At 44.8% G+C, this 13,651-nt stretch carries 12 protein-coding genes; 8 read left to right on the forward strand and 4 right to left on the reverse strand.

Translation table 11 applies throughout. From position 1 onward, the window contains the following. Window positions 1-130 precede the first annotated feature (130 nt). A complete protein-coding gene (locus tag ViNHUV68_RS16860; protein WP_038177428.1) occupies window positions 131-1,600 on the reverse strand; it encodes a lactate dehydrogenase in 1,470 nt (489 codons plus the stop codon). A 56-nt stretch (window positions 1,601-1,656) separates the two neighbouring features. After that, window positions 1,657-2,367 (reverse strand): purine-nucleoside phosphorylase, encoded by a 711-nt coding sequence (gene deoD, locus ViNHUV68_RS16865; RefSeq protein WP_038177427.1) that lies wholly within the window; start codon window positions 2,365-2,367, stop codon window positions 1,657-1,659. 351 nt (window positions 2,368-2,718) lie between these two features. Here deoD and ViNHUV68_RS16870 point away from each other — a divergent pair, with 351 nt between their 5' ends. From ViNHUV68_RS16870 to ViNHUV68_RS16885, 4 genes are read left to right on the forward strand one after another with little or no spacing between them, the layout of a single operon-like run. Next, the gene (locus ViNHUV68_RS16870; protein ID WP_391091733.1) at window positions 2,719-3,669 is read left to right on the forward strand and encodes a DUF1722 domain-containing protein; all 951 of its coding nucleotides are present in this window, start codon (window positions 2,719-2,721) and stop codon (window positions 3,667-3,669) included. Continuing rightward, window positions 3,659-4,447 carry a MerR family transcriptional regulator gene (locus ViNHUV68_RS16875; RefSeq protein WP_391091735.1) on the forward strand — a complete coding sequence of 263 codons (789 nt, stop codon included), beginning with the start codon at window positions 3,659-3,661 and terminating at the stop codon, window positions 4,445-4,447. The genes ViNHUV68_RS16870 and ViNHUV68_RS16875 overlap by 11 nt, the downstream gene beginning before the upstream one ends. An 8-nt stretch (window positions 4,448-4,455) precedes the next feature. Continuing rightward, entirely contained in the window at window positions 4,456-5,883 is a 1,428-nt protein-coding gene (gene phrB / locus ViNHUV68_RS16880; RefSeq protein ID WP_391091737.1) for a deoxyribodipyrimidine photo-lyase, read from the forward strand. Next, a complete protein-coding gene (locus ViNHUV68_RS16885; RefSeq protein WP_038177422.1) occupies window positions 5,873-6,778 on the forward strand; it encodes a L,D-transpeptidase family protein in 906 nt (301 codons plus the stop codon). The genes phrB and ViNHUV68_RS16885 overlap by 11 nt, the downstream gene beginning before the upstream one ends. Before the next feature lie 46 nt (window positions 6,779-6,824). On the opposite strand, the gene ViNHUV68_RS16890 is transcribed toward ViNHUV68_RS16885, so the two are convergent. Further along, window positions 6,825-7,073, reverse strand: a complete 249-nt coding sequence (locus tag ViNHUV68_RS16890; RefSeq protein ID WP_038177420.1) for an Lpp/OprI family alanine-zipper lipoprotein — start codon at window positions 7,071-7,073, stop codon at window positions 6,825-6,827. 343 nt (window positions 7,074-7,416) lie between these two features. Here ViNHUV68_RS16890 and ViNHUV68_RS16895 point away from each other — a divergent pair, with 343 nt between their 5' ends. Continuing rightward, window positions 7,417-8,760: a DEAD/DEAH box helicase gene (locus tag ViNHUV68_RS16895; RefSeq protein ID WP_038177567.1), complete on the forward strand. Its 1,344-nt coding sequence runs from the start codon at window positions 7,417-7,419 to the stop codon at window positions 8,758-8,760. Window positions 8,761-8,848: 88 nt separating this feature from the next. Here the strand turns inward: ViNHUV68_RS16895 and ViNHUV68_RS16900 are convergent, their stop codons facing one another. Continuing rightward, complete coding sequence (locus tag ViNHUV68_RS16900; RefSeq protein ID WP_391091739.1) at window positions 8,849-10,492, reverse strand: methyl-accepting chemotaxis protein; 1,644 nt, start codon at window positions 10,490-10,492, stop codon at window positions 8,849-8,851. 367 nt (window positions 10,493-10,859) lie between these two features. On the opposite strand from ViNHUV68_RS16900, the gene ViNHUV68_RS16905 reads away from it, so the two are divergent. The 3 genes from ViNHUV68_RS16905 to pstA all read left to right on the forward strand — a co-directional run bounded on the left by ViNHUV68_RS16905 (window position 10,860) and on the right by pstA (window position 13,615). Next, window positions 10,860-11,681 carry a phosphate ABC transporter substrate-binding protein gene (locus tag ViNHUV68_RS16905; RefSeq protein WP_038177418.1) on the forward strand — a complete coding sequence of 274 codons (822 nt, stop codon included), beginning with the start codon at window positions 10,860-10,862 and terminating at the stop codon, window positions 11,679-11,681. 105 nt (window positions 11,682-11,786) lie between these two features. Continuing rightward, window positions 11,787-12,716 (forward strand): phosphate ABC transporter permease subunit PstC, encoded by a 930-nt coding sequence (pstC, locus tag ViNHUV68_RS16910; protein WP_038177417.1) that lies wholly within the window; start codon window positions 11,787-11,789, stop codon window positions 12,714-12,716. Between the two features lie 35 nt (window positions 12,717-12,751). After that, complete coding sequence (pstA, locus tag ViNHUV68_RS16915) at window positions 12,752-13,615, forward strand: phosphate ABC transporter permease PstA (RefSeq protein WP_038177566.1); 864 nt, start codon at window positions 12,752-12,754, stop codon at window positions 13,613-13,615. Window positions 13,616-13,651: the final 36 nt, after the last annotated feature.

Consider the following 13,651-nt stretch of genomic DNA (forward strand, 5'->3'; position numbering starts at 1 on the left):
GAATCAATCCTATACTGCTGAGTATTCTACTTACACACCCTTTGTAGCATTATATGAATAGCTAGAGAGTGAACTCTACTAAAAGTAATAAAACAGGCACGGTTTAACGGCGCTCGTCACACTACCTTAGTTAGGCAAGCAGCTCACTCAGTGTCAAAGGTGATGGTGTGAGTTCTAACATCTGCGCCGCTGTCTTCCCTTCCTTATTTTGGTAGCACAAATTGTGCCAAGCTCTGAATATATCAAGCATAGGAAGCAAACCACCGGGTCGTAACTTACGTCTAGGCTCGTTGATAAAACTTTCAAAAAGCGTTTCAAAGCGGTGTTGGAAGAAAGCCGTTTGACGAATTGATGCAGTTCTAAGCCATTGTTTAGGTTGGTTGTTACAGCCAGCTAGGTAACAGATTCCCTTTGAGGTCGAGCCATTGTTTGCAATTGCCCAGCGGTCACGCCACCAGCCCATATGGACAATGTCAATTTTATCAATAGGGTAATCTTGATGCCATGATTGATCTTCTTCAACATACAGAAGGTCGACATTTTGACGTTGGATTCGTTGCAAACAGACACTCAGCGCAGCCGAACGTAGAACCGGGTCTTGCGGTAGGTATATAGAAACTTGTCGGTCCTCTTGGCACAAATCAAGCACATGTAAAAAATGCGCGTACGAGGTGTAGGGCGGTCGGATCAGTGCGCCCTTTGATGGGTAATTAAATACCGTCAGATTACCCATTGGGTCTTCGACATTACCGCGCGCTAGGATGGTTTGATATTTTTGATCAATACGTTCACGCAGTATCGGCGAGGGCTCAGGTGTCGTCATGTTGGCTTCAGATGAGTGATCACGAGAGACAAACCTTGCCGGATAGTGGTATGGGTCATGGTCAACCTCGCCTACAGGCTCTTCATTGGCCGAGTAATTGACATGCTGGCAAAGAATGTAACCACTGTGAGCTTCTCCGGTAGCGATCCATAATACGCCATTGTTGCTCTTGGGTTGGAGAGTAATATAGTGTGATGCCAGCTCATAATTGGCTGCATGATTTACCCAACGTGCATCAAACATAGCGAGCTTTCTTCGACATCGACTAGCGATATGATCGAGGTGATCGTAGAACGTCTTTGGATTGATCTCTAATTTGCGGCAGATTTCGCGCACCGAATAGCTCATAAAGAGCAAACCAAGGAGGTTTTCTTGAAAATGGAGTTTTTTGTTGGCACCGGACCACTTATCAACAAAGGTTGATTGGCACAATTTACAGCGATAGCGTTGGCGATCGCCACTGTAACCAAAAGCGTGGTAAAGGTTTTTGTGGGTATGAACTGAGAGGCCAAAGTTGTCACAGTCGTCGTTACGACATGCGGGAAGGCCATCACTGTGGAGATGTCTTAACCGATGCAGTTCGTTAAGCACCTCTTGGTTGTTAAGTAAGGGGGGGAAAGCACCACACTCCCGACAAACCATCGCAGGTCGCTTGGGGTTAGCGTGCTGCACAACATAACGATGTGCATCACTCAAACCAAAATTGTCACACGCCAATGTTTTACAAAAATTGAGTTGTAACCCGTCTGCGTCCTGTGGCAGTTTGCCAGTCGTCACTATCTCCCCCTCGGGATTAATATTGCTGCCAATAGATAGTTGGCAGCTAACTTTGATTAGATGTTGATGGCTGTTTCTAGTGCGACTTTCATCATGTCGTTGAATGACTTCTGACGCTCTTCAGCACTGAGTTTTTCGCCACGGATGATGTGGTCTGACACGGTAAGAATTGTCAGAGCTTTTGCACCAAGATCAGCCGCGACACCGTAGATACCAGCCGCTTCCATATCAACGCCTAAGATGCCTAATTTTTCCATCTTCTCGAAGATATCAGCTTCAGGAGTGTAGAAAAGGTCAGCAGAGAACACGTTACCGACTTTGATTGGCACTTGTTGCGCACGTGCTTGGTTAACCGCTTCTTCTAATAGACCGTAGTCAGCAATCGCTGCGAAGTCATGGTTGTTGAAACGAATACGGTTTACTTTCGAATCGGTAGAAGCACCCATACCGATGACAACATCCATAAGTTTAACGTCATCACGTACTGCGCCACAGCTACCAACACGAATAACATTTTTTACACCGTATTCAGCGATCAATTCGTGAACATAGATACAGCACGATGGGATACCCATACCATGGCCCATTACAGACACTTTCTTGCCTTTGTAAGTACCTGTATAGCCAAACATATTGCGAACATCACACACTTGCTCAACATCTTCTAAAAACGTTTCTGCGATGTACTTAGCTCGTAGTGGGTCACCAGGCATTAGCACGGTTTCAGCGAAATCACCTGGTTTTGCGTTAATGTGAGGGGTTGCCATAGTCAATACTCCAAGTTTATTAGTAACTCAAGCTTCTGATTACTAATTATGTTGATTTTGAATAATCTGTTGAGGCAATACTAGCCTTATGAAGTAATAAGCCATGAGATATAGCTCACATAAAGTGCCTGTCTATGCCCCTTTTTTACCATTGATAACTAAATGTGTTGAAAGTGATTGAGCAATCGATTCGGAAAAACGTTTGCTTAACCAAGTGAACGAAAACGGATTTTATTTCGTAACTGTTATTCAAAGTTATACAAATATTTTTTTTGTACACCTCATTAAAACTGTGCTAAAACTTATACAAGAATAAAAATTGTATAGCACAGTAATGTAAAGGAGCCACTCATGGATCAAACGATTAAAATAGGCATCAGTTCTTGTGTGTTAGGTGAGCGTGTGCGTTTCGACTCAGGCCACAAAATAAGTAAGTTTGTGACTAAGGAACTTGCGCCATACTTTGATTTTGTCCCCGTGTGCCCAGAGGTCGGCTCTGGCATGCCTGTGCCTCGACCTACCATTCGACTGGTTTCCGACCAAGAACGCATTGCGCTGGTTGAGACAAAAGATCCCACTCAGGACCACACTGATAAGGTGCTGGATTATTCGAAAAGTAAAGTTGCTGAGCTCGAACAACAGCAACTTTGCGGCTACATCGTTTGTGCAAAGTCTCCTACTTGCGGCATGGAACGAGTCAAGGTGTACAACAAGAACAACGCCGAGAGCATCGGGGTTGGCCTTTATACCAATGAATTGATGAAAGGCATGCCTTGGTTACCAGTTGAGGAAGATGGTCGTCTTAATGACCCCGTGTTAAAAGAGAACTTTATTACGCGGATTTTCTCACTTCATGACTTCTACAACTCGATGGGAGATGAGCCTACGAGAGGAAAGATCGTTGCGTTCCATTCGCGATACAAACTCACTTTAATGGCGCACCATCCTGCCTCTTATAAAGAGTTAGGTAAGCTTGTCGCCAACATCAAAGTGTATGAACTCGACGAGTTTTATCGCCTGTATCGAGAAGGACTGATGAACGCGATGTCACACCGCGCCAGTCGCAAAAACAATACCAATGTGCTGATGCATATCCAAGGTTACTTTAAGCGCAACTTAGACAAGAATCAAAAGCAAGAGTTACGTCAGGTCATTGATGATTATCGCGTCGGCCTACTACCTTTACTTGCGCCATTGACGCTGTTGAAACACTACTTATCGGCTCATCCGGATGAATATTTGGCTGAGCAGGCCTTCTTGCAACCACACCCTCAGGAGTTACGTTTAAGATATGGATTGTGAGAAAAAGCTATACGCAATTCGTGAAGTCTCTGAAATAACAGGCGTTAAACCAGTGACGCTCAGAGCTTGGCAAAGACGTTACAGTCTAGTTCAACCTCAGCGAACTGAAAAAGGGCATCGTCTGTACACAGACCAAGATGTCGCTTTGATCGGTGAGATCCAAGGTTGGCTCAACAAAGGGGTGCCGATTGGCAAGGTCAAAGCGGTGCTTGAGTCTAATGTCTCGCTTGATGGCGTCGAGTTGGTTGGCGTAGAGCAGTTAGAAGAGGTGGCGAAATTTCTTCAGGCTCTGGCTGATTTGAACAAGAGTAAAGCCGACGCTATCGTCAGTACGGTGCTAAAAGAGTATCCGCTCGACGTGGTCGATAGCCAATTTATTCAGCCTTCAGTGAAAGCATTATCTTTAGTCCGTTTTGGTTTGCGCTCACTGCAAAAAGGATTAATGGATGCGATTTTGTCTGCGCGCTTGAGCGCCATCATTGATGCCGAGAACAAAGCGGCTCGTAGTGGACGTTGCTTGTTTATTAGCTCAGATTCTATCAATGACTTTGGCTCGAGACTATGGGCATTGAAACTTTCACAATTAGGCATGCATGTGGTGATCATTGATGGTGTCGATGATTTATCTGGGTTAGTTGAGCATAGCGGTTTAGGCGCTTATCAGGTATTGGCTCTTTATAGCTCGCGTCCGTTAGGCCCAACTCAGACCGCAACAATAGAAAGAATCAAACACAGCTTTGATGGTGAAGTTTTGCTGTCAGATTTGATTGAACACTAGAGGGTAAAATGAATATTGTCTGGTTACGTCGAGATTTACGAGTAGAAGATAACAGCGCGCTTTATCACGCCTCAATTAGCGGTGAATCTGTGGTGGCGGTTTATATTGCTACGCCGCAAACGTGGGCTGAGCATCATCTTGCTCCGATCCAAGCGGACCTCATCTATCGTCGCTTATTCGAACTGCAAAAAGATCTTGAGCATAACAATATACCGCTGATTTACGCGCAAGCCCCGACGTACAATGAAGCGGCACAAATGGTTGCTGATCTCGCACAAACCCATTCAGCTTCGAGGGTTTATTTCAATAAAGAGTATGAAATCAATGAAGTTGCACGTGATAAACGACTTGTTGAATTGCTTGACGCAGCTGATCTTGAAAGTAACGCACTAGATGACAAGTGCCTATTGCCACCGGGCAGTGTGATGAATAAGCAAGGACAATACTTCAAAGTGTTTACCCCGTTCAAACGTGCTTATTTAGCCAAAATGTATCAACAACCATGGCGAGTCACTAAAGTTGCCCCCATTGCTCAGCGCGCAGTGTGGCATGATCAAAAGGTAACGCCATGGTGTCTTGAGTCCTGTTTTGATTATCCTCGTGAAAGCAGTGAAGCTTACGCGGTTGATACACAATCAATCATTGACCAATTGCGTGCTTTCGATAGCGATGGAGCGGATGGTTATGATCAGCAGAGGGATTTTCCGGCACTAAACGCTACCAGTTTGCTGTCGCCTTACCTTGCTATTGGCGCCTTATCAGTACGTCAATGTATGGCACGTTTAACCTACCAGCGTGAGCTCCCTTTGACGGGCGGACGAGAGGTGTGGCAAAGCGAGTTGGTGTGGCGAGAGTTCTACCAACATTTGATCTACTTTGAACCTAAATTAAGTAAAGGGCACAGTTTTACGCCGTGGGGGGATAACCTATTGTGGCGTGATAACCCGGCGTTTATCGAGGCATGGAAAACCGGCAATACGGGCTACCCAATTGTCGATGCGGCGATGCGTCAACTAAACAAAACCGGTTGGATGCATAATCGTCTTAGGATGATTGTGGCCAGCTTTCTTGTCAAAGATTTGCATGTTGATTGGCGCATTGGTGAGCAATACTTTATGTCCAAGCTGGTGGATGGTGACTACGCTGCAAACAACGGTGGGTGGCAATGGTGTGCATCAACGGGCTGCGATGGTCAGCCATACTTTCGCATTTTCAACCCAACCACACAGGGCGAACGCTTTGACCCTGAGGGGCACTTTGTTCGCACTTGGGTTCCTGAGTTAGCCAATTTGCCTGACAAGTGGATTCACTCTCCTTGGAAGTCGCCCAATGCCAAAGCTTTGTCATATCCTGCACCAATCGTTGATCACAAGAGCGAAAGAGAGATAACCTTAAGCCTCTACAAAGAAGCCAAGGAAACGAACGATGGTGCGTAAATTTATCGCTTGGTGTTGTTGCTTGAGTACATCTGTGTTTGCTGCCACTTACGACCTCCCGCTTGAAGGCAGCAGTATTGTTGGGCGTACTCAGTTTCATCAAGTGGCAGAGGGTGACACACTGGCTAATATTGCCAAGCAGTATGATGTGGGATTTTTGTCGCTTATGGCGGCAAACAAAGGCGTCGATCCTTTTTTGCCACAAGTTGACTACGTACTGACCATTCCAACTCAGATAATATTACCCAATGTCGAACGTCAAGGGGTGGTGATTAACTTGGCTGAACTGCGCCTCTACTACTTTCAACCTGAAATCAATAAAGTTCATATATTTCCGGTTGGGATTGGCCGAATTGGTCGCGATACGCCAGAAATGGAAACTCGCATTAGTCAGAAACGCCCCAATCCGACATGGACGCCACCAGCCTCTATTCGAAAAGAGTACCGTGCGAGAGGGATCGAGCTTCCAGCAGTGGTCCCAGCGGGGCCTGACAACCCTCTAGGGGAGTATGCACTTCGTCTCGCTTATGGTATTGGTGATTATCTTATTCATGGCACCAATAAAGATTTTGGAATCGGTCTGCGTGTCAGTTCTGGTTGCATTCGTATGGATCCAAAAGACATCGAATGGTTATTTGAAAAGGTAGAATTAGGTGAAAAGGTGCGGGTGATAAATCAACCAATTAAAGTTGCTTTGGAGCCCGATAGAAGTGTGTTTGTAGAAGCGCATGAACCCCTAACGCGCAGCGATGGCGTAAAACACGATCTGGAAGTGCCGATAGAGCTGAGTTGGTGGTTAGAAGAGTTTGATTATTCTGACGTTAAAGCACGTGCGGTCATCTTGGCACAAAACGGTGTCCCGGTTGAAATTGTTGCGCCAACACGTACATATTAAATCAAAAGAGGGTCAGCATGCTGACCCTCTTTTTTAGGAAGACGTATTACTTAGTGTAAGACTGAGCAATGTTGTCGATACGCTCGTTAGCACGTGCTGCTTCTTCTTGAGCTGCCATTGCTGAATCGTTCGATTTACGTACTTCTGATTGTAGAGCTTGAACGTCTTGGCTTAGTTGGCTGACTTGATTGCTTAGCTCATCCATTTTTGCTGTTGTTGCTTCATCAGGACCAGAGGCACAACCTGCTAGTAGAAGAACAGATGATGCTGCAGCTGCGATCAACATTTTGTTCATAAGAGAACTCCTTGCTTGTAAAGTATCAATATGACGCCCTATAACTTCTTGCTCTTATAGTGGCGTTTTCAGTGTAGCTCTAATTATAGGCATCCTAAAGCATGCCAAAGTCAAAAAAACCCAAGAATTTAAGCAATTATCGAATTAGGTGATCGATGTCTCACTGGTAGCAGCAATCTGTGCAAGCCATTCTATTGACTGCATCTAACCTTATTTTGCATGACAAGATTATTTTATGTGATCTCTATCCTCTTTCGCTGAATACAGTTATCATGGCCTGTTATTAATATTTTCGTGTTTATTCGGCACCCATTTGACGTTGTGCCATCAACACTTAGTTCAATTGGAGAATACTTTGCAGTTTAAAGAGTTAGGTTTAGACAATCGCTTACTGAAGAACTTAAAACATTTGGATTTTAACAAGGCGACAGAGATACAGCAACGCGCCATTCCGGTTGCGATCGCGGGTAAAGATCTGTTGGCTTCATCAAAAACAGGTTCAGGTAAGACGCTGGCATTTGTTTTGCCTATGCTACATAAATCTTTAAAAAACAAAGCGTTTTCAGCAAAAGATCCTCGTGGCCTAATTTTGGCACCGACGCGTGAACTGGCAAAACAGGTTTACGGCGAATTGCGCACAATGTTGGCGGGTCTATCATACGATGCGACGTTGATTGTTGGCGGAGAGAACTTCAACGACCAAGTGAAAGCTTTGCGTCGTTACCCTAAGTTTATTGTGGCCACCCCAGGGCGTTTAGCTGATCACCTAGAGCATCGCTCTTTGCACCTTGATGGACTAGAGACGCTAGTACTGGATGAAGCAGACCGTATGTTGGATTTGGGTTTTGCCCCTGAACTACGTCGCATTCACAACGCAGCTAAGCATCGTCGTCGTCAAACCTTGATGTTCTCAGCGACGTTAGATCATACCCAAGTTAATGATATTGCTATTGAGATGCTTAACGCACCAAAACAAATCGCTATTGGTGTGGGCAGTGACGAGCACAAAGACATCGCGCAAAAATTCTATTTGTGTGATCACTTAGACCACAAAGAAGCCATTCTTGATCGTATTTTGAGTGAAGCACAGTACAAACAAGTGATGATCTTTACTGCGACACGCGCTGATACAGAACGCTTGACTGACAAGTTGAACGAGAAAAAGCTTAAAGCGGTCGCGCTAAGCGGCAGCCTAACGCAGACTCAACGTAACACCATTATGAGTCAGTTTGAGCGAGCTGTGTTCAAAATTCTGGTCACAACTGACATTGCATCACGTGGTTTGGATATCACCAATGTGACACACGTGATTAACTTTGACATGCCAAAACATACCGAAGAATACGTTCACCGTGTGGGTCGTACGGGTCGTGCGGGTAATAAAGGTGATGCCGCTTCTTTAGTGGGGCCGAAAGACTGGGATAGCTTTAAACGCGTTGAAACCTACCTACAACAAGATCTGGCATTTTCCGAGTTGGAAGGTTTACAAGGTAAGTTTAAAGGAATCAAACCGCGCAAGCCTGATTTCCGCGCCAAAGATAAAACGACCAAGAAAGCGAAACCTCAGGCGAAGAAATCAATTAAGAAGCCAGTCAAACGTGATAAGAGTTTCCATCAAAACGTTGCGGTGGGCGATAACGTCTTTATCCCTAAAAAGAAAGTTGCACCAAAGATTGAAGACGAGTAATAGAACTGAAAAAAAAAGGGGTTGCCAGATTGGCAACCCCTTTTTTTTTGTTATTTGTTTTGCTCTGAGACAGTCTTAAACGGGTTTTCTATATTTTAAAAAAGCTTAGCTGCTGCTTTTGATTTTCGGCTAGGGTCGAGAGCTCTTGGCTCGCTGCCGCGGATTGGGTAATCCCCGTAACGTTTTGGCTTACCAGCTGATAAATATTGCCCAAGTTGTTATTGATGTCGGAGGTAACCTGTCCTTGTTCTTCTGACGCTACCGCCACTTGAGCATTTAGAGAGGTCAGTTCTGAAATTGAAGTACTGATCTGGTTTAACGCCTCGCTCACTTGTGCAGCTTGCTGCTGGTTTTGCGCAAGCATCTCAAGACTCGATGTCATGCTATCGTTGGCACTGCCGGATTGGTGTTGCAACTCTTCAATGATGACTTGAATCTCTTTAGTCGACTCTTGTGTTCTCGCTGCCAGCATACGGACTTCATCGGCGACCACGGCAAAGCCTCGGCCACTTTCCCCTGCACGCGCCGCTTCAATGGCTGCATTTAACGCCAGAAGATTGGTTTGCTCAGAAATACTTTCAATAACCTCAATCACTTTGCCAATTTGCTCTGATTGCTCTTTTAGAGAGTTCACCACATCAGCGGCCTGAGTCAATTGATCGGCCATCTTGGCGCTTTCACGAATGCTTTGTTCAAAGATAGCTAAGCTCTCTTTTGCCATTTGGTTAGCACTGCTAGAAGCGGCATCAGCAAGATTAGCATTTTGCGTGACTTCTAAAGCAGTACTTTCCATTTGGTTGATTGCTGATGCGACTTGTTCGACTTCGTTCTTCTCTTGGTCGGAGTTAACGCTCGATTGTGTCATTACCGCTGCAAGCTCTGTTGATGCCGAAGCAACGTTGACACTGATTCGAACTAGAGCATCAACCGTTTGTTTAAGTTGCAAAGCCGTGAGGTTGAAATTCCGCGATAGGGCGGTGATTTCATTATTGCCTTCTTCTGCGACCGTAATGGTCAGATTGCCTTGCGCCAGTTCTTTCATGGCTGCCTGAAGCTTTTCAATTGGTGTGACGATAATACCGGCCAGCAACCAACTGATTATGCAAGCGGCAAGTAGTACCGCAATCAAACCGATAATCGAATTGTTCATCACGCTAGAATGCTTCGCTTCATTGTCGTTGACTTCATCAAGGGCGATTTGGTTAAGCTTATTGGATAGTTGATCGATCGCTTCGACCATCTCGCGACCTTTGTCACGATAAAGGGAAGCGGCTTGATCGTATTGGCGTTGGAAATCTGCCGAGTTTTCGCCGTTCTCGTGTTTAACGCTGAGCAGTGGAATCATGGTGTTAATTGAATAGCTCACATAGTTATCAATAGCCTGTTCCATCTGCTGAGTTTCGCGTTTTAGTCCACCGACCTGATTAAGTGAATCTAACAGGCGTAGATTGTCACGTTGCTTGGCTTGGAGAGTCGAGGTCAGTTGGGCGACATCTTCTGCACGGAACAAGCTGTATATCGCTTTAATTCGCATTGCATAGGTGTTGTCGATAATTTTAGTCAGTTGATCTTTGTTGTTAATAACCGTTTCGGTTGAAACAGTTACTTGTTTAAACGCGTGCTTTAGAGATGTGGTGCTGTAAGTAATTCCTGCAATTAGCAAGAGTAGCGTAAACAGTACAGGTACTAGGATCTGCACTTTTATTGATAAGCCACTGAGTAACGGGCGCATTAGAAAACCTCTTCGATAAATGAATTGAGTATATTGTTATTATTTTCAAATGATTCTAATTCCTATATGCAATATTTCAACTAAGAAATTAAGTTGAATGAAACAAAGTTTGAACAGGGGCTATGCAACTAAATTTATTAAGCTTATCAATGGGTTGTTTTATGTACGATTTGAACAAAAGGGAAAGTTAAACCGACTAAAGTACGATTAATGTGGAAGCGATGCTGGCGTTTTAAGATCGACAAGGTTAGTCAACCGCTGTCATAGAGGCTTCAACTAAGTGAAACACAATTGTCATATTCGAGTTCTAAAGTGGGCTGCGTTCAAGTGAAACACAACGGCAATCAAGCCACTAAAGGAAATTGTGATGAAAAAGACAGTAATCGGTGCAATTGCACTTCTAGGCACAATGGCAGTGACTTCAGTTTCTGCTAAAGAAACGATCTCTGCAGTGGGTTCTAGCAGCGTCACTCCACTGATGGAAGTTTTCTCTGAAACATACATGAAGTCAAACTCTAACGTATTTATTGAAGTGCAAGGCCCTGGGTCTTCAGCTGGTGTTAAAGCCGCCAAAAATGGTTCTGCTGATTTAGGTATGTCTTCACGTAACCTAAAGTCTTCAGAAAAAGAGCCATCACTTAAGGAAGAAGTGATTGCCCGTGATGGTATCGCTGTTGTTGTTAACCCTAAAAACAAATTATCAGGCTTAACTGCAGAGCAAGTAACGGCAATTTACAAAGGTGAAGTGACCAACTGGAAAGATGTGGGTGGTTCAGACAAGCCTATCGTTGCAATCACTCGTGATACCGCTTCTGGTACTCGCGGTGCATTTGAAGACATCATGAGCTTGAAGAAGAAAATTTCGGGTAAGAAAGTCTCTGCCATTTCCCAGCGTGCACAAGTTGCTAACGGTAACGGTGCGCTAAAAACCATGGTAGCTTCGAACCCATACGCTATTGGTTATATCTCACTGGGTACGGTCGATAACACCGTTAACGCACTTGCTATTGATGGTACTCCAGCCTCTGTCGACAATGTGAAGAACGGCTCTTACAAAGTTGCTCGTCCATTCCTTGTCCTTTACAAAGAAGGCGAGCCATCAGCTGAAACTCAAAAGTTCCTAGACTGGATGTTGACTGATGAAGCGCAAGCGTTGGTTGACAGTAAAGGTTACATCTCAGTTAACTAGTTTTTAGCAACAAATGTTAATTTGCTCAGCCCAACTTTTTCGGGCTGAGCGTTTTCAATCCAATTCGAAGTAGCGAATTCTGCTCTCGAACTGTGAGATATCAAAATGACCATCGCAAATAGTGAAAAGCTTATGAATACGCAAGCGACTGCATTTAAAAAAACGGGTTTGCGAACTAAAAAACGCGTTGATTGGAAAGAGCGGATCTTTCATGGCTTGTTTTTAACCAGTGCAATTATCGGTATTGTCTCTCTAGCGGTCATTGCCTACTTCATTGTCAAAGAAAGTATTCCTGCTTTCCAAGAAGTGGGCGTATCAGGCATTGTGCTTGGCCAAGATTGGTTACCACCCGCCCTGTATGGTGTGGCAACGATGATTGTTGCCTCTGTGGTTTCAACTTTAGGGGCGGTTGTGGTTGGTGTGCCTATCGGCGTTCTCACGGCAATTTTTATCGCAGAAATTGCGCCTAAGCGCGTGGCGGATGTGATTCGTCCTGCGGTCGAACTATTGGCTGGTATCCCTTCCGTTGTCTACGGTTTCTTTGGACTAGTTATCATTGTTCCTTTGATACAAGACATTTTTCAAGTGCCAGCGGGTAACACCATTTTGGCCGGTATCATTGTCTTGGGTGTGATGATTCTGCCAACCGTTATTACGGTATCAGAAACGTCCATTCGCGCTGTGCCACGCACCTATAAAGAAGGCTCTTTGGCATTGGGTGCTTCTAATATTTTTACGATATTCAAATTATTGGTCCCCGCGGCTCGCAGTGGCATTATGACTGGCGTCATCCTTGGTATTGGTCGTGCACTTGGTGAAACCATGGCGATCATCATGGTGATGGGCAACGCGCCTGCCATGCCTGAAGGAATTTTAGATTCCGCACGTACGTTGACGGCCAATATTGCGATTGAAATGTCATACGCAAGTGGTATTCATGCAAATGCGCTCTATGCGACGGGCGTGGTGTTACTGGCCTTCATTATGTCTTTGAACGCTATCCTTCTGTACTTAAATCGTGAGAAGGCGAGGTAATGACAATGTCTACAATCAATAACACCGCAATGGCGATGCATAAGGTTAAGCTTAAAAAAGCTCGTCAAACCAAAGATAATATTCTGACCGCCTTTGTATGGGCAGCAGCAGCGCTTACGGTTGGTTTTCTATTCTGGATTATTTGGTACATCTTATCTAACGGTCTTCAGCATGTGGACTGGGCTTTTATCACTGACGACTACACACGAACAGGTGATGAGCATGGGATCTTTCCGATGATCATCTCAACTATTTATATGGTTTTTGCTTCGATAGCGGTTGCTGCGCCTCTGGGCATCATGACAGCTATTTATCTAACCGAATACGCCAAAGTGGGCAGCCGATTAGTTAAAATCATACGTTTTTGTACCGAGTCGCTTGCAGGGATCCCATCCATCATCTTTGGTCTGTTTGGTATGACCTTTTTTGTTGCGATTCTTGGTCTAGGCTTCTCGATACTTTCGGGTGCTCTGACACTGAGTATTTTAATTCTTCCAGTGATCATCCGGACGACAGAAGAAGCGTTAATGGCAGTCCCACAGACATACCGTGAAGGTTCTTATGGGTTGGGCGCTTCAAAAATTTACACCATTTGGCGCTTAATTTTGCCAAGTGCCATTCCTGGTATCTTAACCTCAGTAATCCTGAGTATTGGTCGGGTTATTGGCGAATCAGCGCCAGTATTTCTAACCGCAGGGATGGTTGCACGAATTCCAGATTCGCTGCTTGATTCAGGCCGCACTTTGACGGTTCATTTATACAAATTGACGACCGAACTGTTTACGGTAGAAGAGTGGAACCAAGCCTACGGCACTGCGACCGTACTGATTGTTGTCGTGCTGCTTATCAACACGTTAACTAAACTGATTGCTAAGCGATTCAATACAGCAACTTACTAAACTTGCTGAGCATTTAAAGCGACACGACAGAATTAT

Source organism: Vibrio sp. NH-UV-68, assembly GCF_042940635.1.
Taxonomy (GTDB): Bacteria; Pseudomonadota; Gammaproteobacteria; order Enterobacterales; family Vibrionaceae; genus Vibrio; species Vibrio pacinii.

Coding starts and splice junctions, on each gene's coding strand:
- deoD (WP_038177427.1), bottom strand. CDS start 2,367: ATGGCAACCCCTCACATTAACGCAAAACCAGGTGATTTCGCTGAAACC.
- ViNHUV68_RS16870 (WP_391091733.1), top strand. CDS start 2,719: ATGGATCAAACGATTAAAATAGGCATCAGTTCTTGTGTGTTAGGTGAG.
- ViNHUV68_RS16875 (WP_391091735.1), top strand. CDS start 3,659: ATGGATTGTGAGAAAAAGCTATACGCAATTCGTGAAGTCTCTGAAATA.
- phrB (WP_391091737.1), top strand. CDS start 4,456: ATGAATATTGTCTGGTTACGTCGAGATTTACGAGTAGAAGATAACAGC.
- ViNHUV68_RS16885 (WP_038177422.1), top strand. CDS start 5,873: ATGGTGCGTAAATTTATCGCTTGGTGTTGTTGCTTGAGTACATCTGTG.
- ViNHUV68_RS16890 (WP_038177420.1), bottom strand. CDS start 7,073: ATGAACAAAATGTTGATCGCAGCTGCAGCATCATCTGTTCTTCTACTA.
- ViNHUV68_RS16900 (WP_391091739.1), bottom strand. CDS start 10,492: ATGCGCCCGTTACTCAGTGGCTTATCAATAAAAGTGCAGATCCTAGTA.
- ViNHUV68_RS16905 (WP_038177418.1), top strand. CDS start 10,860: ATGAAAAAGACAGTAATCGGTGCAATTGCACTTCTAGGCACAATGGCA.
- pstC (WP_038177417.1), top strand. CDS start 11,787: ATGACCATCGCAAATAGTGAAAAGCTTATGAATACGCAAGCGACTGCA.
- pstA (WP_038177566.1), top strand. CDS start 12,752: ATGCATAAGGTTAAGCTTAAAAAAGCTCGTCAAACCAAAGATAATATT.